Consider the following 16,868-nt stretch of genomic DNA (forward strand, 5'->3'; position numbering starts at 1 on the left):
GCCCGCCCGCACCCGCTCATGGCAATGCCCGGAAAGAAAACAAAAATAGAACAAAATTCAATTTCCATTGAAAATCAATGGCATATTGCTATTGCCAAGACAGAACAAAAGAGGTACATAAAAATATCGGGAAATTGGCCGGCGCGGCTTCCATTGACCTTCAAGGGGTGTTGTATCATGGCTCAGAACACATTGCGGCTTGTAGAGGATAGCTCTGTGGACAAATCCAAGGCATTGGACGCGGCGCTTTCGCAGATCGAGCGGGCCTTTGGCAAGGGCTCGATCATGCGGCTTGGCGCCAATGACAGCGTGGTCGAGATCGAGACCATCTCGACCGGCTCTCTCGGCCTCGACATCGCTCTGGGCGTGGGCGGGCTGCCGCGCGGGCGAATCATCGAGATCTACGGGCCGGAAAGCTCGGGCAAGACGACGCTTGCCCTGCACACCGTCGCCGAGGCGCAGAAGAAGGGCGGCATTTGCGGGTTCATCGACGCCGAGCATGCGCTCGATCCCGTCTATGCACGCAAGCTGGGTGTCGATCTTGAGAATCTGCTCATCTCCCAGCCCGACACGGGCGAGCAGGCGCTGGAGATCTGCGACACGCTGGTGCGTTCCGGCGCGCTCGACGTGATCGTCGTCGATTCGGTGGCCGCGCTCACCCCGCGCGCCGAGATCGAGGGCGAGATGGGCGATTCGCTTCCCGGCATGCAGGCGCGCCTGATGAGCCAGGCGCTCAGGAAGCTCACCGCCTCCATCTCGCGCTCCAAAACGATGGTGATCTTCATCAACCAGATCCGCATGAAGATCGGCGTCATGTTCGGCTCGCCGGAGACGACGACGGGCGGCAACGCGCTCAAGTTCTATTCTTCCGTGCGCCTCGACATCCGCCGCATCGGCTCGGTCAAGGACCGTGACGAGACCGTCGGCAACCAGACCCGCGTCAAGGTGGTGAAGAACAAGCTGGCCCCGCCCTTCAAGCAGGTCGAGTTCGACATCATGTATGGCGAGGGCGTGTCCAAGGTGGGCGAGCTGATCGACCTCGGCGCCAAGGCCGGCATCGTCGAGAAGTCCGGCGCCTGGTTCTCCTACAATTCCCAGCGTCTCGGCCAGGGGCGCGAGAATGCCAAGCAGTTCCTGCGCGACAACCCGGAGGTGGCGCGCGAGATCGAGCTGGCGCTGCGCCAGAATGCCGGCCTGATCGCCGAGCGCTTCCTGGACGATGCGCGCGACGACGAGCCCGGCGAGGCCGCCGAGGGCTGAGGCGGCGCGCCGGTGGGCGCGCCCCGCCCTTCGGGCCGGGTGCTGCGAATCCATGCCGAGGGCAGCAGGGATTCGCAACCTGGCGGCAGGGCAGGGCGGCAGGCCACCATCGGCGCATCCCGTGGCCCCGGGGCGGGGCCGTGCGGCGGTGCCTATCCGTCGCTCGCTCTCCGGCAGCCGGAAACTCCCCCAGACCAGCGCATGATGTCGGCGTTCACCCGTGCCCCCGTGCGCGTCTGCGCCAGCGGTCCGTAGGTTGTTACGGTGACGGGAGCGCCCGCCGCCTCGATCACCAGCCCCGGCAGGCCCTCGGCCTGGTCCTTCTTGAGAAGCAGCAGGCGGGGGCGGCCGCTATGGGTGTCGAGCTCAGGCACCAGCCGCAGCGCCTTGAAGGCGGGATCGCCCGCGCGCATCCAGCAGCGCTGGCCCTCCTCGTTGATGCGCTGTAGGGCAGCCACCGGCTCGCGGGCTTCGATCTGAAGCTTGAGCGGCCCGCCCATGGGCTCGCTCTGGCATCCGGCAATCAGGACCGTCGCAAGGGTGCCGGCGGCAAGGCGGCTGCAGCGCCTCACGCTGCCTGCCCCAGAAGCCCCTCGAAGAGGGCCCGCCCGTCCGTCCCGCCATGCGCCGGTTCGATCAGGTTTTCCGGATGCGGCATCATGCCCAGCACATTGCCGCGTGCATTGACGATGCCGGCAATGTCGTTGATCGAGCCGTTGGGATTGGTGCCTTCCGCATAGCGGAACACCACGCCGCCCTCGCCTTCGAGGCGCGCCAGCGTCTCGGCGTCGGCAAAGTAGTTGCCATCGTGATGGGCCACCGGGCAGCGGATGATCTGGCCGGGCCGGTAGCCGCGGGTAAACGCCGTATTGGCGTTCGCCACCTCCAGCTTCACCTCGCGGCAGACGAATTTGAGCGAGGCATTGCGCATCAGCGCGCCGGGCAGAAGCCCGGCCTCCAGCAGGATCTGGAAGCCGTTGCACACGCCCATCACCATCACGCCCCTTGCCGCCTGCTCCGCCACCGCCCGCATCACCGGCATGCGCGCGCCGATCGCCCCGCAGCGCAGATAGTCGCCATAGGAGAAACCGCCCGGAATGACGATGAGGTCGACATCGGGCAGCGTGCTCTCCGTCTGCCAGACGGTCAGCGGCGCGCGGCCCGAGATCCTGGTGATCGCCGCGATCATGTCGCGGTCGCGGTTGAGCCCGGGAAGCTGGATGACGGCGGCTTTCATGTCTCGTGGTCTTGGGGTTTCTGCGGCCCTTCGGCGATGGAGATGCTGTAGTCCTCGATCACCGTATTGGCGAGAAGGCGCTCGCACATCTCCTTGAGGTCGGCCTGCGCCCTGGTCCTGTCGGCTGTCTCGAGCTCGATGTCGAACACCTTGCCCTGGCGCACGGAGCCGACGCCGGCGAAGTTCAGCCCCTTCAGCGCTCCCTCGATGGCCTTGCCCTGCGGGTCGAGCACCCCGTTCTTGAGGGTGACGGTCACGCGCGCCTTGATCACCTCGCCTCTCCTTGTCCCGGTCTGCGCCGTCAGTGGCGCGTCTCGCCGTTGCCGTTGCCCTTGGTGGACACCAGCACGGGGCCTGTGGGCGCGGACGGCTCGTTCTCGTTCATGATGCCAAGCCGCCGCGCCACCTCGCGATAGGCTTCCAGCATCCCGCCCATGTCGCGGCGGAAGCGGTCCTTGTCCATCTTCTCCTGGGTGGCGATGTCCCACAGCCGGCACGAATCGGGCGAAATCTCGTCGGCCACGACGATGCGCATCATGTCGCCCTCGAACAGCCGCCCGCACTCGATCTTGAAGTCCACGAGCTGGATGCCCACGCCCAGGAACAGGCCGGACAGGAAGTCGTTGACGCGGATGGCAAGCGCCATGATGTCGTCGATCTCCTGGGGGCTTGCCCAGCCGAAGGCGGTGATGTGCTCCTCGGAGACCATCGGATCGTCCAGCGCGTCCGCCTTGTAGTAGAACTCGATGATGGAGCGCGGCAGCACCGTGCCTTCCTCGATGCCCAGCCGCTTGGCCAGAGAGCCTGCGGCAATATTGCGCACCACCACTTCGAGCGGAATGATCTCCACCTCGCGGATGAGCTGCTCGCGCATGTTGAGCCGGCGGATGAAATGGGTGGGAATGCCCATCCGGTTCAGGTGCTCGAAGATGTACTCCGAGATGCGGTTGTTGAGCACGCCCTTGCCGTCGACGATCTCATGCTTCTTCTTGTTGAATGCGGTGGCGTCGTCCTTGAAGAACTGGATGAGGGTGCCGGGTTCCGGCCCTTCATAGAGAATCTTGGCCTTGCCTTCGTAGATGCGGCGGCGACGGTTCATGGCTTTTCCTGGCTGTCTGCCGGTATTCCGGTGCTGGTCACATGGCCGGCTCGAAAAAGATATGCGCCTTCATGGCTTTTCGCGGTCTAGCGCAAACCCGCCGCCATCTCAATCGTCATTTGCGACCATCAACCGGCAATGGCTGCGCCCTATTGCCCATCTGGCGCAGCGGTGCCAGGCCGGATATTCTGAAGGCGAGGCCGCGCTCGGCGGCAATCGGAAATGTCGGAGGCAGAAAAGGCATGAGCAGCTTGAAAGACCGCGAAGAAATGTTCGAGCGCAAGTTCGTCCACGACGAGGAGCTGAAGTTCAGGGCGGTCTCGCGCCGCAACAAGCGGCTTGGCCTGTGGGCGGCGGAAAAGCTCGGCAAGAGCGGCGACGAGGCGGAGGCCTATGTGCGCGAGGTCCTCAGGGCCGATCTGGAGGAGGCGGGCGAGGAGGATGTGTTCCGCAAGATCCGGCGCGATTTCGACGCCGCTGGCGTGCAGCAGTCGGACCATCAGATCCGCCGCACCATGAGCGAGCTTCTCGCCGAGGCGATCGAAGAAGTCAGGAGCGAGTAGGCGCGCGCTTCCGCCTTTCGGGCCGTTTCGGCCATGCGGCGCGCCGGCAGGGCGCGCCGCCGTGTTCTTGGATGCTCCCTGCCGTCCGATCGGGCCGGGGAATGCGCTTTCAGAGCTGCGCCAGGAACCGCGCGAAGGTGAGGGAGCCCTCCGGCCACGGGCCATATCCCGATTCGGCATTGATGTGGCCGGCCTCGCCCGCGTCCAGAAGCGTTGCCCCCCATGCGGCGGCGATGTCCTCCGCCGCCGCGAAGCTGCCGAAATGGTCGTTGCGGCTGGCCACCACCAGCGCCGGGAAGGGCAGGGGGGCGCGCGGGTAGGGGCCGAAGGTCATGAGGTGCCTCGGCCGGATCTTCGGATTCGTCACCTCCGGCGGCGCCACCAGAAAAGCGCCTGCCACCGGCTTGCGGAAATGCGGGATGGCGTGCACGGCGCAGGCCACGCCCAGCGAGTGGGCCACCAGCACGACGGGCCTCGTCGCCGCGTTCACCGCCTCGGCCACCCTGGCCACCCAGTCCTCGCGCACCGGCTTCGACCATTCGGCCTGCTCCACCCGGCGCGCAGTGGAAAGCCGCGCCTGCCACCGGCTCTGCCAGTGGTCGGGCCCGGAATTGGTGTATCCGGGGATGATGAGAATATCGGCGTCCCGTGCTTTCATGGCGCCGCATGTAGCGGCCCCGGCCGGCCGGTGCAACCGTCTCGCCCCCGGGGCAACCGTCTCGCCCATGCCGCCGGACGCGGCAAATGGTGAACACGCTGTTCGCGCTTCGCCCGCTTGCCCCCGGTCTCCGTCCGCCACACATGAAAGGGCCGACAGCCGGCATTCCGCCCGCGCGGGCGGCATCCGTCTTCCGGCAGCAGCGCCGCGACAGGACACACCTGCGGCCACGCGGCTCGGTCCGTATCGCATCCTTGGCTTCAAAAGCGCTTCAGGAAGAAGCGCCAGGAGATTGAAATGGAAAATCTTTCCCTATCGGCAACAGCGCCCGTCAGAATCGCCGCAGTGGGCCTCAAGGCACGCGATGCGCGCCGCCTTTCCGCCTTTTATCGGGATGTCGTGGGCCTTGAGGAGATGCCGGGGCGTGATGGCGCGGCGGTTCTGGGGGCAGGCGGCAGGCCGCTTCTCGCCATCGAGGAGGATGCAGCGGCGGTGCCGGACGACGCGCGCCAGGCGGGCCTGTTCCACATCGCCTTCCTGTTGCCCTCGCGTGCCGACCTGGCGCGCTGGGCGCGCCATGCGCTGGACCTGCGGGTGCCGCTTCAGGGCGCCTCGGATCATCTGGTCAGCGAGGCGATCTATCTTGCCGACCCGGAGGGCAACGGCATCGAGATCTATGCCGACCGCCCGGCGGCGCGCTGGCCGTGGGAGGGCGGCCAGATTGCCATGAAGACCCTGCCGCTCGATATGGACGGCCTGCTTGCCACGCCGCGTGCCGAACGGCCGTGGGCGGGGGCGCCGCGTGGCACCATCATCGGCCATGTGCATCTGCGCGTCGGCGATCCGGCCGCCGCCGAGGCCTGGTGGCACGAGGCGCTGGGGCTCGACACCATGGCCCGCTACGGCCGGCAGGCCGTCTTCCTGGCCTCCGGCGGCTATCACCATCATGTCGGGGTGAATGCCTGGCACAGCGCCGGCGCCGGCCGGCGCAACCCCGCCATGGCGGGGCTTGCCTGGGTGGAGCTGCAATCCGACGGGGCGGGCCAGGCGCGCACGCTGCAAGACCCTTGGGGAACGGTGGTGCGCATCGCTCCCGCCGTGCAGGGCTGACGACTGCCGGCGCGCCGCCGGCGGTCCGGCGCAGGGGTGAGGCCGCGTCGATCAGCCCTCCGCGAACACCCGGCGGAAGATCGTGTCCACGTGCTTGATGTGATAGCCGAGGTCGAATTTCTCGCGGATCGCCTCTTCCGAAAGGGCCGCCCGCACGTCCTTGTCGGCCAGCAGCTCCTCCAGAAAATCGGCGCCTTGCTCCCACACCTTCATGGCGTTGCGCTGCACCAGCCGGTAGGCGTCCTCGCGGCTTACCCCCGCCTGCGTCAGCGCCAGAAGCACTCGCTGCGAGTGGACGAGGCCGCGGAAGCGCTCCAGGTTCCTCATCATCGCCTGCGGGTAGACGACCAGATTCTCGATCAGGCCGGTCAGCCGCACGAGCGCGAAGTCGAGCGTCACCGTGGCGTCCGGCCCGATCATGCGTTCCACGGAGGAGTGGGAGATGTCGCGCTCGTGCCACAGCGCCACGTTCTCCATCGCCGGCAGCGCGTAGGCGCGCACCATGCGCGCAAGGCCGGTGAGGTTTTCCGAAAGCACGGGATTGCGCTTGTGCGGCATGGCGGAAGACCCCTTCTGCCCGGCGGAGAAGAATTCCTCCGCCTCCAGCACCTCCGTGCGCTGCAGATGGCGCACCTCCACCGCCAGCCGCTCGATCGAAGAGGCGATGACGGCCAGCGTGGCGAAGAACATGGCGTGCCGATCGCGCGGGATCACCTGGGTGGAGATGGGCTCCGGGTCAAGCCCCATCTTCTCCGCCACATGCGCCTCGACGCGCGGGTCGATGTTGGCGAAGGTGCCGACCGCCCCGGAAATGGCGCAGGTGGCCACCTCCGCGCGCGCATTCTCCAGCCGCTGCCGGCAACGGGAAAACTCGGCATATGCCTGCGCCAGCTTCAGCCCGAAGGTGGTGGGCTCGGCATGGATGCCGTGGCTGCGGCCGATGGTGACCGTGTCCTTGTGCTCGAAGGCGCGTTTCTTCAGCGCTGCAAGCAGCGCGTCGAGATCGGCCAGCAGGATGTCGCTCGCCCGCACAAGCTGCACGTTGAAGCAGGTGTCGAGCACGTCGGAAGAGGTCATGCCCTGGTGCACGAAGCGCGCCTCCGGCCCCACGATCTCGGCCAGATGGGTCAGGAAGGCGATCACGTCGTGCTTGGTCTCGCGCTCGATCTCGTCGATGCGCGCGATGTCGAAGGCGGCCTTGCCGCCCTTCTCCCAGATGGTGCGCGCCGCCTCGCGGGGCACGATGCCGAGCTCGGCCATGGCGTCGGCGGCATGTGCCTCGATCTCGAACCAGATGCGGAATTTCGTCTCGGGCGACCAGATGGTGGCCATCTCGGGCCGCGAATAGCGGGGGATCATGCGTCTGCCTGTGTCTAGAAGGAAGCCGCACGCGGTGTAGCAGACCCCGCCCTCAAGTCAACGCGGACGGGGCCTGTGGAACACGCTCGCCGCTCCAGCATTTTGCAACCGGATGGAATCATCCGGCGTCGCACAAATGCGGCAAAACAAATGGATGGACCGGATCAGCGTTTCATTGAAACGATGAACCAACCTAGAACTGCCCCGTCACCGCGATGAAACGGTGGTCCGGTCCCTCGAAGCCGACCCGACGAATCGCGATCAGCACGGCAAAGACCGCCGGCCCGCCCTGTGGGTGGAAGGTCTGAACGCCGGCTAGCCGATAGCCGAGCGGGCATCCCCGGCTTGCCGGGATCTGGCTGTCCTCGTGCACGGTCTGGGTGGTTTCGCCCGCCGTGGTGGCGATCTTGAGAAGCCGCAGGCCCACGGCCCTGCCCATCCCCTCGCACTGCGCGGGCTGGCCGAGGTCGATCTCCTCCAGGCGGAACTCCAGCACGTCATCGATGGGCGGCATCACCGGGCGCGGGTTCACAGCCATGCGGTGGGGATCGGCCGAAAGCTCGGTCACGGCATTCCAGCCGGCGGTGAATCCGCGCTTCAATGCGGCGTCGGAAATCACTGTTTCGCCTTGGGTTTTCGCCTCTTCGCGGGCGGCCTCCACCGGTGCCAGCTCCTCCTCGATCATCACGCGCACCGGCGTGCCGGGCAGAAAGCTGTCACTTTGCGTGTCGATGTAGAAGCGGTTGGCATAGGCGAAGCCCGAGCCGTCCTGAACGCCGTATTCCTCGAAGGCGAAAATGCCACCGTCGGCGCTGAAGCCCAGAATTTCCACCTCCGCCACATCGCCGGCACGGGCAGTCGAAAGAGACAGGGCAAACGCGGCAGCGGCCGCAACAAGACGCAATATAGACATGGCTAAAATCCTTTATCTGTTTGCCCGGCCCTTATAGCGTCTTCACGGCGCCGGGGCGAGGCGCTTGCGAATGCGGAAGAATGGGCGGCTGTGGAAGAATGGGGTAAAGACGGGCTCTCCCCTTCAGGGCCGCGGCATCCCGACATGGGCCCACACGGGCATCGTGTCGCCCGCCGCCGGGCTTGCGGCAAAGACGCCGCGGGCGATGGCGCGGGCCATGGTGGCGGTGGCCGCCGCATGCAGCTCAATGCTGCCGTTTACATCCGGCTCGATGCCGGCTTCGCCGGTGGCAAGCGCGAAGACGAGATCGCCGTCGAGCGGCGTATGCGCCGGCCACAGGGCACGGGCAAACCCGTCATGGGCGGCGATGGCCAGACGCCGCGCCGCCCCCTTGGAAAGCCGGGCATCGGTGGCGATCACCCCGATGGTGGTGTTGATGCCGGGGCTGCCGGCGCCCAGCTTGGTGCGCACGGCGCGTGCGTCCTCCGGCCATGGCGCTGGCAGGCCCAGCCCGCCGAACTCGCCATCCATCTCGAAGGGCGCCGCCCAGAAATGGCGCGTGCTTCCGATGGTGGCCCGACCTACAGCGTTCACCGCCACCAGCGCTCCCACCGTGATGCCGCCCGGAAGGATGCAGGAGGCCGAGCCGAGCCCGCCCTTCAGCCCCGCCGTCGTTGCGCCGCAGCCGGCGCCGCAGCTTCCAAGCGCGAAATCCGCCGCGGCCGCCCGCGCCGCCTCGTAGCCGAGTGCCTGATAGGGCGGAAAGCGGCCCCAGTCCTTGTCGCCCCCATTGGCGAGGTCGAAGAGGATGGCCGCCGGCACGATGGGCACGCGCCGCCCCGCCACCTTGAAGCCCCGGCCGGCCTCCGCCAGCGCCGCCTGCACGCCGGAGGCCGCGTCGAGCCCGAAGGCCGAGCCGCCGGAAAGCACCACCGCATCCACCCCTTCCACCAGGCTGTGAGGGGCCAGAAGATCGGTATCGCGCGTGCCCGGCGCACCGCCCAGCACCTGGTAGCCGGCGATGGTGGGCCTGGCACAGATCACGGCGGTAACACCGGATTTCAGCCGCGGCTCCTGGCTGTTGCCGACGGCAAGGCCTGCCACGTCGGTGATCAGGTTTCTGGGCCCCGCCCGCATCACTCCACCTCCACGAAGCGCGCGCCGTCATAGCGGAAGAGGCGGTAGAGACTGCCCGCGAAGTCTCCCTTCTGGTCGAAGCGCACCTGGCCGATGGCGGTCTCGAAGGCGGCACTGTCGAGCACCGTGCTCACCGGCACCTGGTCCTCGCGCGCCACGCGCAGCGCCTCGCTCGCCAGCTCGACCGCCACGTGGCCGGGCACGGCATAGCCCTCGGCATGAACGTTTGCCGCCTCGAACGCTTCCAGCACCGCCGGCGCCGTCAGCGCCTGCCAGGGCAGGGGCGCGATCATCAGCACCCCGGCCGGCAGCGGCTCCGGCCCGTCCGCCGCCAGCAGCGCCTCGCCGCCGGCAAATGTGACCGCATAGCCGAGATCGGCCGCGTCCCGCGCCATGATGGCGATGTCGGAACGGTCGCCGCCGACGAACACATGCGTGGCGCCCGCCCGGCGCAGCCGCCCCACCAGCCCGATCTGGTTGTCGAGCTGCGGTCGGTAGGTGTCGATGAAGACGGGTTCCAGCTCTGCCATTTCCGCGGCGGCGCGCAGGTTCTCGGCAAGCTCGCGGCCATAGATCGTGCCGTCGTCCACGATGGCGAAAAAGGCATCGCGCCAGCGCTGCACCAGGATGTCGGCCACGGCCCGGCCTTCCGCGTCGGCGCGCGGCGCCAGCCGATAGACGGGCCAGCCCGTGCGCGCCTTCCGGTCGGTCAGGCTGGTGGTGCGCACCGCCGTCACGACCGGGATGCCCGCCTCCTTGAAAACCGGCAGCGCCGCCTCAACGGCCTCGGTGCACAGAAATCCTACGACGATTCCGGCACCCGCCTCGGCGAGCCTGCGGGCTGCCTGTGCGCCGCCCTCGGCGGTGCAGCCGTCGTCGGCTTCCACCAGGCGCACCGCGCCGTCGCGGCTGGCGGCCACGCGCGCGCCCTCCACCCACTGCCGGCCGAGAAGCGCGAAGTCGCCGCTCAATGGCGCCGCCACCCCCACCGTCACGGGCTCCTGCGCGTGCGCGGGCGTGCCCGCCAGCGCGGCAATGGCGAATGCGGCCATGAGAAGGCGCGGAAAGGACAGCGCGACAACCCCTTCTGCTGCAAACAAATCTCGTCTCACGCCACTGGTAAATGCTGGCAGGGCGGGGTGCAACACGTTATTCAGGCGCCCACCGGCGCTTGCATGGCCGGGGCCGGGCAACCTATCTGTAGCCTATCGAATGGAGCTTTCGTGCTGAAGACCAGCGACATAACCCCCCAGCACTACCGCGATGCCATGGCCCGCTTCGCCGGTGCGGTGCATGTCGTCACCACAGACGGGCCGGCCGGGCGCCGCGGCGTGACCGCGATTGCCGCCTGCTCGGTCTCGGACAATCCGCCCACCGTGCTGGTCTGCCTCAACCGCGAAAACCCCAACAACGACCTGTTCCTGAAGAACGGCGTCTTCGCGCTCAACACCCTGTCCGCCGACCACCGGGAACTGGCCGATGCCTTTGCCGGCTTCACCGGCCTGCCGCCGCAGCAGCGTTTCGCCCTCGCCGGGTGGGAGGTTCTCTCCTCCGGTGCGCCGGTGCTCGCCGATGCCCTGGCGGTTTTCGATTGCCGGGTGATCGACACCAAGGATCTCGCCACCCACCGTGTCTATTTCGGCCGGGTGACGGGGCTGCGCGTGGGCGACAACCTCTCGCCGCTCATCTATCATCAGCGCGGCTATCGCGTTCTCTAGAGGCCCTCAGGGAGAAGACATGCCCGATCTCCAACCGCGCCCCCTCCCGCAGTCGATCGACGCCACGCTCGACCTGTTGGCCGGCGCCGACTATGTGGCCGAGCGCTCGCTGGCCACCGTACTCTTCCTGGCGCTCAGGATGCGCCGTCCCCTTTTTCTGGAGGGCGAGGCAGGCGTCGGCAAGACGGAGATCGCCAAGGTGCTCGCCGCCGCGCTCGGCCGCCGTCTCATCCGGCTGCAATGCTATGAGGGGCTCGATGTCTCCTCCGCCGTCTACGAATGGAACTACGCCGCCCAGATGATCGAGATCCGCATGGAGGAGGCGACGGGCACGGCGGATCGGGACATTATGGAGCACAACGTCTTCTCCGAGAAATATCTCATCCGCCGCCCCGTGCTGGAGGCGCTGTCGGGCGGCATCGGCGCTGCCCCCGTGTTTCTGATCGACGAGCTCGACCGCACCGATGAGGCGTTCGAGGCGTTCCTTCTGGAGATTCTCTCCGACTATCAGGTCAGCGTGCCCGAGCTTGGCACCATCCGCGCCGAGGAACCACCCATCGTCGTCATCACCACCAACCGCACGCGCGAGATTCACGACGCGCTCAAGCGCCGTTGCCTCTATCACTGGGTGGATTACCCCGATGCCGAGCGCGAGCTGGAGATCGTCCACCGCAAGGTGCCAGGCGCCAACCGCCGCCTGTCGGAGGAGGTGGTGCGCTACGTGCAGAAGCTGCGCGGGATCGACCTGTTCAAGGTGCCGGGCGTGGCGGAGTCCATCGACTGGGCAAGCGCGCTCACCGAGCTCGACAAGATTGCGCTCGATCCCGAGACCGTATCCGACACGCTGGGTGTCCTTCTCAAGTATCAGGACGACATTGCCCGCCTTCAGGAAGGGGAGAGCACCAGGATCCTGCGCGAGGTCAAGGCCGAGATGGAAGCGGCGGGCTGACGCCATGGCCGCTTCCGGCACACGCCAGGCCCGCCAACGTGCCGACCCGGATGGCCGGCTTGCCGACAACATCGTCTATTTCGCCCGCGCCCTGCGCAAGGCGGGCCTGCGCGTCGGCCCCGGCGCCGTAACCGATGCCATCCAGGCGGTGCTGGCCGCCGGCATCGGCACGCGCGAGGATTTCTACTGGACGCTGCACGCCGTCCTGGTCAAGCGCCACGAGGATCGCGCCGTCTTCGATGAGGCGTTCCGTCTGTTCTGGCGCTCGCGCGAGCTCATCGAGAAGATGCTCGCCATGCTTTCCCCCGTGGCGCCCGAGCGGGCGGAGAAGCAAAAGCCGCGGGCCGGCGAGACGCGGGCCGGCGAGGCGCTCCTCGACCGGCAGGACCGCCAGACCGCACGGGAGCAGGAGATCGAGATCGACGCGCGCCTGTCCTTTTCCGCCCGCGAGGTGCTACGCCACAAGGACTTCGCGCAGATGACGGCGCAGGAGCTGGCGGCTGCCCGCCGGGCGCTTGCCGGCCTCCTCCTGCCGCACGACCGTCTCGCCACGCGCCGCCTGCGGCCCGATCCGCGCGGCGCGCGCATCGACCCGCGCGCCATGATGCGCCAGGGCCTGAGAACCGGCGGCGGCCTCATCCTGCCGCGCTATCGCAGCCCGCGCCACGTGCACCCGCCGCTGGTGGTTCTGGCAGACATTTCAGGCTCCATGAGCCAGTACACGCGCATCTTCCTGCATTTCCTGCATGCGTTGACGGAGAAGCGCCGCCGCGTGCATTCCTTCGTCTTCGGCACACGGCTTACCAACCTGACGCGCCAGCTTCGCCACCGCGACCCCGACGAGGCGCTGGCCGAATGCGCCGCCGCGGTTTCCGACTGGTCGGGCGGCACCCGCATCGGCGAAGCGCTTCACGCCTTCAACCGGCTGTGGTCGCGCCGCGTGCTGGGGCAGGGGGCCACGGTGCTTCTCATCACCGACGGCCTGGAGCGGGACGACATCGACCGGCTGGCCCGCGAGATGGAGCGGCTGCACAAGTCCTGCCGCCGCCTGATCTGGCTCAATCCCCTGCTGCGCTTCGAGGGGTTCGAGGCGAAGGCACGCGGCGTGCGCGCCATGCTGCCGCACGTGGACGAGTTCCGGCCCGTCCACTCGCTGGAGGCGCTGGAGGACCTGTGCCATGCGCTTTCCGCTTCCCCCCGGCGCGGGGCGGCCAGCGCCGCGGCGCAGTGGGGGGTTGGCAAGCGCCTGCCCGCGTGACCATATTCGCAGGAGACAGGAAAGGCGAGGCGCGACATGCTCGAAGAGGTGAAGGAGCCGCTTGATCCCCTGGCGACGGCCGAGGCGTGGATGGAGGCCGGCCGCAAGGTGGCCATCGCCACCGTGGTGGAGACCTGGGGCTCGGCGCCGCGTCCGGTGGGCAGCCATCTGGTGATCGACGGCGACGGGCATTTCGAGGGCTCGGTTTCCGGCGGTTGCGTGGAAGGCGCGGTGGTGGCCGAGGCGGCGGACGTGATCGCCGAGGGCAGGCCACGCATGCTGGAGTTCGGCGTGGCCGACGAGACCGCCTGGCGCGTCGGCCTTTCCTGCGGCGGCCGCATCAGGGTCTATGTCGAACCGCTTCTGGGCTGAGCCATGGACGCCGCATCCCTGAAAACGCTCAACCGCTGCCGGCGCGAGCGCCGGGCGGCCGTTCTCCTCACCGATCTGGAGTCGGGGGCAAGTCGTGTGCTCGTCGAGGGCGAAGCACCGGAGCAACCCCTGCGCGAGCCGGTGGAAAAGGCGCTGCGCTCCGGCCGTTCCGGCACCGTGGAGGCGGGCGGGCGAAGCTATTTCCTCAACGTTCACCTGCCGCCCCCGCGCCTGGTGGTGATCGGCGCCGTGCACATCAGCCAGGCGCTGGCGCCCATGGCGCGTATTGCCGGCTTCGATGTGCGCATCGTCGATCCGCGCACCGCCTTCGCCTCGCCCGAGCGCTTTGCCGGCGTGCGGCTGCAGGCGGTCTGGCCGCAGGAGGCGTTCGAGGAAAGCCCGCTCGATGCCTACACGGCGCTGGCCGCCCTCACGCACGACCCGAAGATCGACGATCCGGCGTTGACGGCAGCGCTTGAGGCCGGCTGTTTCTATGTCGGCGCGCTGGGCAGCCGCAAGACCCATGCAAAGCGCGTCGAGCGCCTGACGCACAGCGGGCTGGGCGCGGCCGCCGTCGCGCGCATCCACGCGCCCATCGGTCTCGCCATCGGGGCAGCCAGCCCTGCCGAAATCGCCGTCGCCATCCTCGCGCAGGTCATCGCGGCGTTGCGCTCGCGCGGGCTGGAAGAAAGGGGCGAGGCGGCGTGAAGTTCGGTCCCGTTGCCGTCGAGAACGCGTGCGGCGCCGTGCTCGCTCACGCCACCATGGCCGGGCAGAAGCGCCTGCGCAAGGCACACCGGCTGACGCGGGAGGATGTCGAGCTGCTGCTTCAGGCCGGCGTGCGCGAGGTGATCGCCGCCGTGCTCGATCCCGAAGATCTCGACGAGGACGAGGCCGCCAGGCGCATCGCCGCGGCCCTTCGCGCCAGTGGCGCGGAGGCGCGGGCGCCCGCCACCGGCCGGGTGAACCTCCACGCGCGGGCGGCCGGCATCTTCCTGGTCGACCGCAAGGTCATCGACGCCATCAACGGCATCGACCCGGCCATCACCATCGCCACGCTGTCGCCCTTCGCGGCGGTGGATGCGGGCCAGATGGTGGCGACCGTCAAGATCATCCCCTTTGCCGTGCCGGAGAATCTGGTGGCGCAGGCCGAGGCCGTGTGTGCCGCGCGCGAGGCGTTCTGCGTCCGCCCCTTCCAGCCGCGCCGCGTCGGCCTGGTGCAGACCGTGCTTCCGGGCGTCAAGGCCAGCGTGCTCGACAAGACGGCCCGCATCACTGAGGCGCGCCTTGCCCGTTCGGCAAGCCGCCTGACCGGCGAGATGCGCCCGCCGCACGAGGAGGGGCGCCTGGCCGCCGCCATTCGCGCCCAGGTGGCGGAGAACGACATGGTGCTGGTCTTCGGCGCCTCCGCCGTGTGCGACGAGGAGGATGTCATTCCCGCCGCCATCCGCCTGGCCGGCGGCCGGGTGTCGCGCGTCGGCATGCCGGTCGATCCTGGCAACCTGCTGGTCGTCGGCACGCTTGACGGCAAGCCGGTTCTGGGAGCGCCGGGCTGCGCGCGCAGCCCCAGGCCCAACGGCTTCGACTGGGTGCTCGACCGGCTGATGGCCGGGCTCGACGTCTCGCCGGAGGAGATCGCCGGCATGGGCGTGGGCGGGCTCCTGATGGAGATCCCGAGCCGCCCCCAGCCGCGCGAGGCGCCGGCCCGCGCGCCGGCGCCCGAGGTGTGGGCCGTGCTGCTGGCGGCCGGGCGCTCGCGACGCATGGGCGCACACAACAAGCTGCTCGCCGCTTTCGACGGTCAGCCGCTGGTGGGCCGTATGGCGCAGCGCCTTGCCGCCAGCCGGGCGGCCGGTGCCGTCGCCGTGCTTGGCCACCAGGCCGAGGCCGTCTCCCGCGCGCTTGCCGGTGTCGCAATCCGGCAGGTGGAAAACCCGGATTTCGCCACCGGCCTTGCCAGTTCGCTGAAGGCGGGCATTCGCGCCCTGCCGCCTTCGGCCTCCGGCGCACTGGTGGTGCTGGCCGACATGCCGCACATCGCAACGGCCGATCTCGACCGCCTGGTCGAGGCGTTCCTCGCCTCCGGCGGCCGGGCCATCGTGCGCGCCACCCACGGCGGCAAGCGCGGCAATCCCGTGATCCTGCCGCGCGCCCTGTTCGGCGAGGTGGAGCGGCTTGAGGGCGACACCGGCGCGCGCCAGATCGTCGAGAGCGCGCCCATGGAGGTGATCGAGGTCGAGCTGGGGGAGGCGGCGAGCCTGGATGTCGACACACCCGAGGCGCTGCGCGCCGCAGGCGGCGTGGCGGGCGCATGAAGTGGCGTGCCGAACGATGGACGCCGGCGCTCGGCAGGGGTGCCGCCGCCGGCCTTGTCCTTGCCTGCCTGGTCGCGGCGGCCGCGGCCGCGACGCTCCATCTCGCCCCATTCAAGGACCGCCTCTTTGCCTATCCCGGCATTCTCGAATCGCGCGATGCGGGGGCCTATCTCGTCGTCGACTATCGCGAGGCGCGCGACATCGACGCCCGCGACGCGGTGCCGGAGCGGCGCGTCTCCGGCCGCTATGTCGACACGGCCATTCGCCGCCTGCAGCGCGATCTGGTGGCCGAGACGCCGGCCGGTCCGGTGCGCCACTTCGCGGTCGGCAGGCCGCGCCCGCCCCGGCTCCTCACGATCTATCTCCACGGCCAGGGCGGCAGCCGCCACCAGGGCGTCGACGATTTCACCTTCGGCGGCAATTTCAACCGCATCAAGAACCTGATGGGCCGCAATGGCGGGCTCTACCTGTCGCCCGATTTCTCTGACTTCGGCGCCCGTGGCGCGGCCCAGATCGCCGCCCTCATCGCCCGCTACACCGCCGCGTCACCGCAGGCTCCCGTCTTCCTGGCCTGCGGCTCAATGGGTGGGGCGCTGTGCTGGCGGCTTGCCCGCGATCCGCAGGTGGCGGCGCGCCTGGGTGGTCTCCTGCTCCTCGGCTCCATGTGGGACGAGGGCTTTCTGTCCTCCGCCGCCTTTCGCCATCGCGTGCCCGTGCTCCTCGCCCACGGCAGCCGCGACACGGTGTTCCCTGTTGCCCGGCAGGAGGCGTTCTATCGCGCCATCAGCGAGCGCGCGCCGGCCTATCCGGTGCGCTTCGTGCGCTTCGAGACCGGCACCCATGGCACGCCCATCCGCATGGTGGACTGGCGCGAAACCTTGAACTGGATGCTCTCCGTGCCGCGCTAGGGCATTTTGCAG

General features: G+C 68.6%; 19 protein-coding genes. 10 read left to right on the top strand and 9 right to left on the bottom strand.

Annotated elements, in window-relative coordinates; all coding sequences use genetic code 11:
- Positions 1 to 177: 177 nt before the first annotated feature.
- Positions 178 to 1,260: a recombinase RecA gene (gene recA / locus NYR58_RS08260; protein ID WP_261520040.1), complete on the top strand. Its 1,083-nt coding sequence runs from the start codon at positions 178 to 180 to the stop codon at positions 1,258 to 1,260.
- Between the two features lie 152 nt (positions 1,261 to 1,412).
- Here recA and NYR58_RS08265 read toward each other — a convergent pair whose 3' ends face one another.
- From NYR58_RS08265 to purC, 4 genes are read right to left on the bottom strand one after another with little or no spacing between them, the layout of a single operon-like run.
- On the bottom strand, positions 1,413 to 1,832 hold the full coding sequence (locus NYR58_RS08265) for a hypothetical protein (RefSeq protein WP_261520041.1): 420 nt from the start codon (positions 1,830 to 1,832) through the stop codon (positions 1,413 to 1,415).
- Positions 1,829 to 2,497 carry a phosphoribosylformylglycinamidine synthase subunit PurQ gene (gene purQ / locus NYR58_RS08270; protein WP_261520042.1) on the bottom strand — a complete coding sequence of 223 codons (669 nt, stop codon included), beginning with the start codon at positions 2,495 to 2,497 and terminating at the stop codon, positions 1,829 to 1,831. Before purQ ends, NYR58_RS08265 begins: the two co-directional genes overlap by 4 nt.
- Entirely contained in the window at positions 2,494 to 2,769 is a 276-nt protein-coding gene (gene purS / locus NYR58_RS08275; RefSeq protein ID WP_261520043.1) for a phosphoribosylformylglycinamidine synthase subunit PurS, read from the bottom strand. Before purS ends, purQ begins: the two co-directional genes overlap by 4 nt.
- 29 nt (positions 2,770 to 2,798) lie before the next feature.
- On the bottom strand, positions 2,799 to 3,596 hold the full coding sequence (gene purC, locus NYR58_RS08280) for a phosphoribosylaminoimidazolesuccinocarboxamide synthase (protein WP_261520044.1): 798 nt from the start codon (positions 3,594 to 3,596) through the stop codon (positions 2,799 to 2,801).
- A 242-nt stretch (positions 3,597 to 3,838) separates the two neighbouring features.
- Here purC and NYR58_RS08285 point away from each other — a divergent pair, with 242 nt between their 5' ends.
- A complete protein-coding gene (locus NYR58_RS08285; RefSeq protein ID WP_261520046.1) occupies positions 3,839 to 4,159 on the top strand; it encodes a DUF1476 domain-containing protein in 321 nt (106 codons plus the stop codon).
- A 109-nt stretch (positions 4,160 to 4,268) separates the two neighbouring features.
- On the opposite strand, the gene NYR58_RS08290 is transcribed toward NYR58_RS08285, so the two are convergent.
- Entirely contained in the window at positions 4,269 to 4,817 is a 549-nt protein-coding gene (locus tag NYR58_RS08290; RefSeq protein WP_261520048.1) for an RBBP9/YdeN family alpha/beta hydrolase, read from the bottom strand.
- 297 nt (positions 4,818 to 5,114) lie between these two features.
- Here NYR58_RS08290 and NYR58_RS08295 point away from each other — a divergent pair, with 297 nt between their 5' ends.
- Positions 5,115 to 5,927 carry a VOC family protein gene (locus NYR58_RS08295; protein ID WP_261520049.1) on the top strand — a complete coding sequence of 271 codons (813 nt, stop codon included), beginning with the start codon at positions 5,115 to 5,117 and terminating at the stop codon, positions 5,925 to 5,927.
- A 51-nt stretch (positions 5,928 to 5,978) separates the two neighbouring features.
- On the opposite strand, the gene purB is transcribed toward NYR58_RS08295, so the two are convergent.
- The 4 genes from purB to NYR58_RS08315 form a co-directional block, all read right to left on the bottom strand.
- Positions 5,979 to 7,286 (bottom strand): adenylosuccinate lyase, encoded by a 1,308-nt coding sequence (gene purB / locus NYR58_RS08300; RefSeq protein ID WP_261520050.1) that lies wholly within the window; start codon positions 7,284 to 7,286, stop codon positions 5,979 to 5,981.
- A gap of 193 nt (positions 7,287 to 7,479) precedes the next feature.
- Positions 7,480 to 8,199, bottom strand: a complete 720-nt coding sequence (locus tag NYR58_RS08305) for a DUF2259 domain-containing protein (RefSeq protein WP_261520051.1) — start codon at positions 8,197 to 8,199, stop codon at positions 7,480 to 7,482.
- 123 nt (positions 8,200 to 8,322) lie between these two features.
- The gene (locus NYR58_RS08310; RefSeq protein ID WP_261520053.1) at positions 8,323 to 9,336 is read right to left on the bottom strand and encodes a P1 family peptidase; all 1,014 of its coding nucleotides are present in this window, start codon (positions 9,334 to 9,336) and stop codon (positions 8,323 to 8,325) included.
- Positions 9,336 to 10,388 carry a branched-chain amino acid ABC transporter substrate-binding protein gene (locus NYR58_RS08315; RefSeq protein WP_261520157.1) on the bottom strand — a complete coding sequence of 351 codons (1,053 nt, stop codon included), beginning with the start codon at positions 10,386 to 10,388 and terminating at the stop codon, positions 9,336 to 9,338. The genes NYR58_RS08310 and NYR58_RS08315 overlap by 1 nt, the downstream gene beginning before the upstream one ends.
- Before the next feature lie 171 nt (positions 10,389 to 10,559).
- Between NYR58_RS08315 and NYR58_RS08320 the strand changes: the two genes are divergently transcribed.
- From NYR58_RS08320 to NYR58_RS08350, 7 genes are read left to right on the top strand one after another with little or no spacing between them, the layout of a single operon-like run.
- A complete protein-coding gene (locus NYR58_RS08320) occupies positions 10,560 to 11,054 on the top strand; it encodes a flavin reductase (protein WP_261520054.1) in 495 nt (164 codons plus the stop codon).
- 19 nt (positions 11,055 to 11,073) lie between these two features.
- Positions 11,074 to 12,003 (top strand): AAA family ATPase, encoded by a 930-nt coding sequence (locus NYR58_RS08325; RefSeq protein ID WP_261520055.1) that lies wholly within the window; start codon positions 11,074 to 11,076, stop codon positions 12,001 to 12,003.
- Positions 12,004 to 12,007: 4 nt separating this feature from the next.
- Positions 12,008 to 13,261 (top strand): vWA domain-containing protein, encoded by a 1,254-nt coding sequence (locus tag NYR58_RS08330; protein ID WP_261520056.1) that lies wholly within the window; start codon positions 12,008 to 12,010, stop codon positions 13,259 to 13,261.
- Between the two features lie 36 nt (positions 13,262 to 13,297).
- Complete coding sequence (locus NYR58_RS08335; protein WP_261520057.1) at positions 13,298 to 13,633, top strand: XdhC family protein; 336 nt, start codon at positions 13,298 to 13,300, stop codon at positions 13,631 to 13,633.
- 3 nt (positions 13,634 to 13,636) lie between these two features.
- The gene (locus NYR58_RS08340) at positions 13,637 to 14,341 is read left to right on the top strand and encodes an XdhC family protein (RefSeq protein ID WP_261520059.1); all 705 of its coding nucleotides are present in this window, start codon (positions 13,637 to 13,639) and stop codon (positions 14,339 to 14,341) included.
- Complete coding sequence (locus tag NYR58_RS08345; protein ID WP_261520060.1) at positions 14,338 to 15,948, top strand: molybdopterin-binding/glycosyltransferase family 2 protein; 1,611 nt, start codon at positions 14,338 to 14,340, stop codon at positions 15,946 to 15,948. Before NYR58_RS08340 ends, NYR58_RS08345 begins: the two co-directional genes overlap by 4 nt.
- Positions 15,945 to 16,856, top strand: a complete 912-nt coding sequence (locus NYR58_RS08350) for an alpha/beta hydrolase (RefSeq protein ID WP_261520061.1) — start codon at positions 15,945 to 15,947, stop codon at positions 16,854 to 16,856. Before NYR58_RS08345 ends, NYR58_RS08350 begins: the two co-directional genes overlap by 4 nt.
- Positions 16,857 to 16,868 lie beyond the last annotated feature (12 nt).

The organism is Chelativorans intermedius (assembly GCF_025398255.1).
In the GTDB taxonomy this organism is placed as follows: domain Bacteria; phylum Pseudomonadota; class Alphaproteobacteria; order Rhizobiales; family Rhizobiaceae; genus Chelativorans; species Chelativorans intermedius.

What these genes read in the sequence shown, in the direction of transcription:
- recA (WP_261520040.1), top strand. Translation starts at nt 178, where the DNA reads ATGGCTCAGAACACATTGCGGCTTGTAGAGGATAGCTCTGTGGACAAA.
- purQ (WP_261520042.1), bottom strand. Translation starts at nt 2,497, where the DNA reads ATGAAAGCCGCCGTCATCCAGCTTCCCGGGCTCAACCGCGACCGCGAC.
- NYR58_RS08330 (WP_261520056.1), top strand. Translation starts at nt 12,008, where the DNA reads ATGGCCGCTTCCGGCACACGCCAGGCCCGCCAACGTGCCGACCCGGAT.
- NYR58_RS08340 (WP_261520059.1), top strand. Translation starts at nt 13,637, where the DNA reads ATGGACGCCGCATCCCTGAAAACGCTCAACCGCTGCCGGCGCGAGCGC.
- NYR58_RS08350 (WP_261520061.1), top strand. Translation starts at nt 15,945, where the DNA reads ATGAAGTGGCGTGCCGAACGATGGACGCCGGCGCTCGGCAGGGGTGCC.
- NYR58_RS08335 (WP_261520057.1), top strand. Translation starts at nt 13,298, where the DNA reads ATGCTCGAAGAGGTGAAGGAGCCGCTTGATCCCCTGGCGACGGCCGAG.
- NYR58_RS08285 (WP_261520046.1), top strand. Translation starts at nt 3,839, where the DNA reads ATGAGCAGCTTGAAAGACCGCGAAGAAATGTTCGAGCGCAAGTTCGTC.
- NYR58_RS08310 (WP_261520053.1), bottom strand. Translation starts at nt 9,336, where the DNA reads ATGCGGGCGGGGCCCAGAAACCTGATCACCGACGTGGCAGGCCTTGCC.
- NYR58_RS08295 (WP_261520049.1), top strand. Translation starts at nt 5,115, where the DNA reads ATGGAAAATCTTTCCCTATCGGCAACAGCGCCCGTCAGAATCGCCGCA.
- NYR58_RS08315 (WP_261520157.1), bottom strand. Translation starts at nt 10,388, where the DNA reads ATGGCCGCATTCGCCATTGCCGCGCTGGCGGGCACGCCCGCGCACGCG.
- purC (WP_261520044.1), bottom strand. Translation starts at nt 3,596, where the DNA reads ATGAACCGTCGCCGCCGCATCTACGAAGGCAAGGCCAAGATTCTCTAT.
- purB (WP_261520050.1), bottom strand. Translation starts at nt 7,286, where the DNA reads ATGATCCCCCGCTATTCGCGGCCCGAGATGGCCACCATCTGGTCGCCC.
- NYR58_RS08305 (WP_261520051.1), bottom strand. Translation starts at nt 8,199, where the DNA reads ATGTCTATATTGCGTCTTGTTGCGGCCGCTGCCGCGTTTGCCCTGTCT.
- NYR58_RS08290 (WP_261520048.1), bottom strand. Translation starts at nt 4,817, where the DNA reads ATGAAAGCACGGGACGCCGATATTCTCATCATCCCCGGATACACCAAT.
- NYR58_RS08325 (WP_261520055.1), top strand. Translation starts at nt 11,074, where the DNA reads ATGCCCGATCTCCAACCGCGCCCCCTCCCGCAGTCGATCGACGCCACG.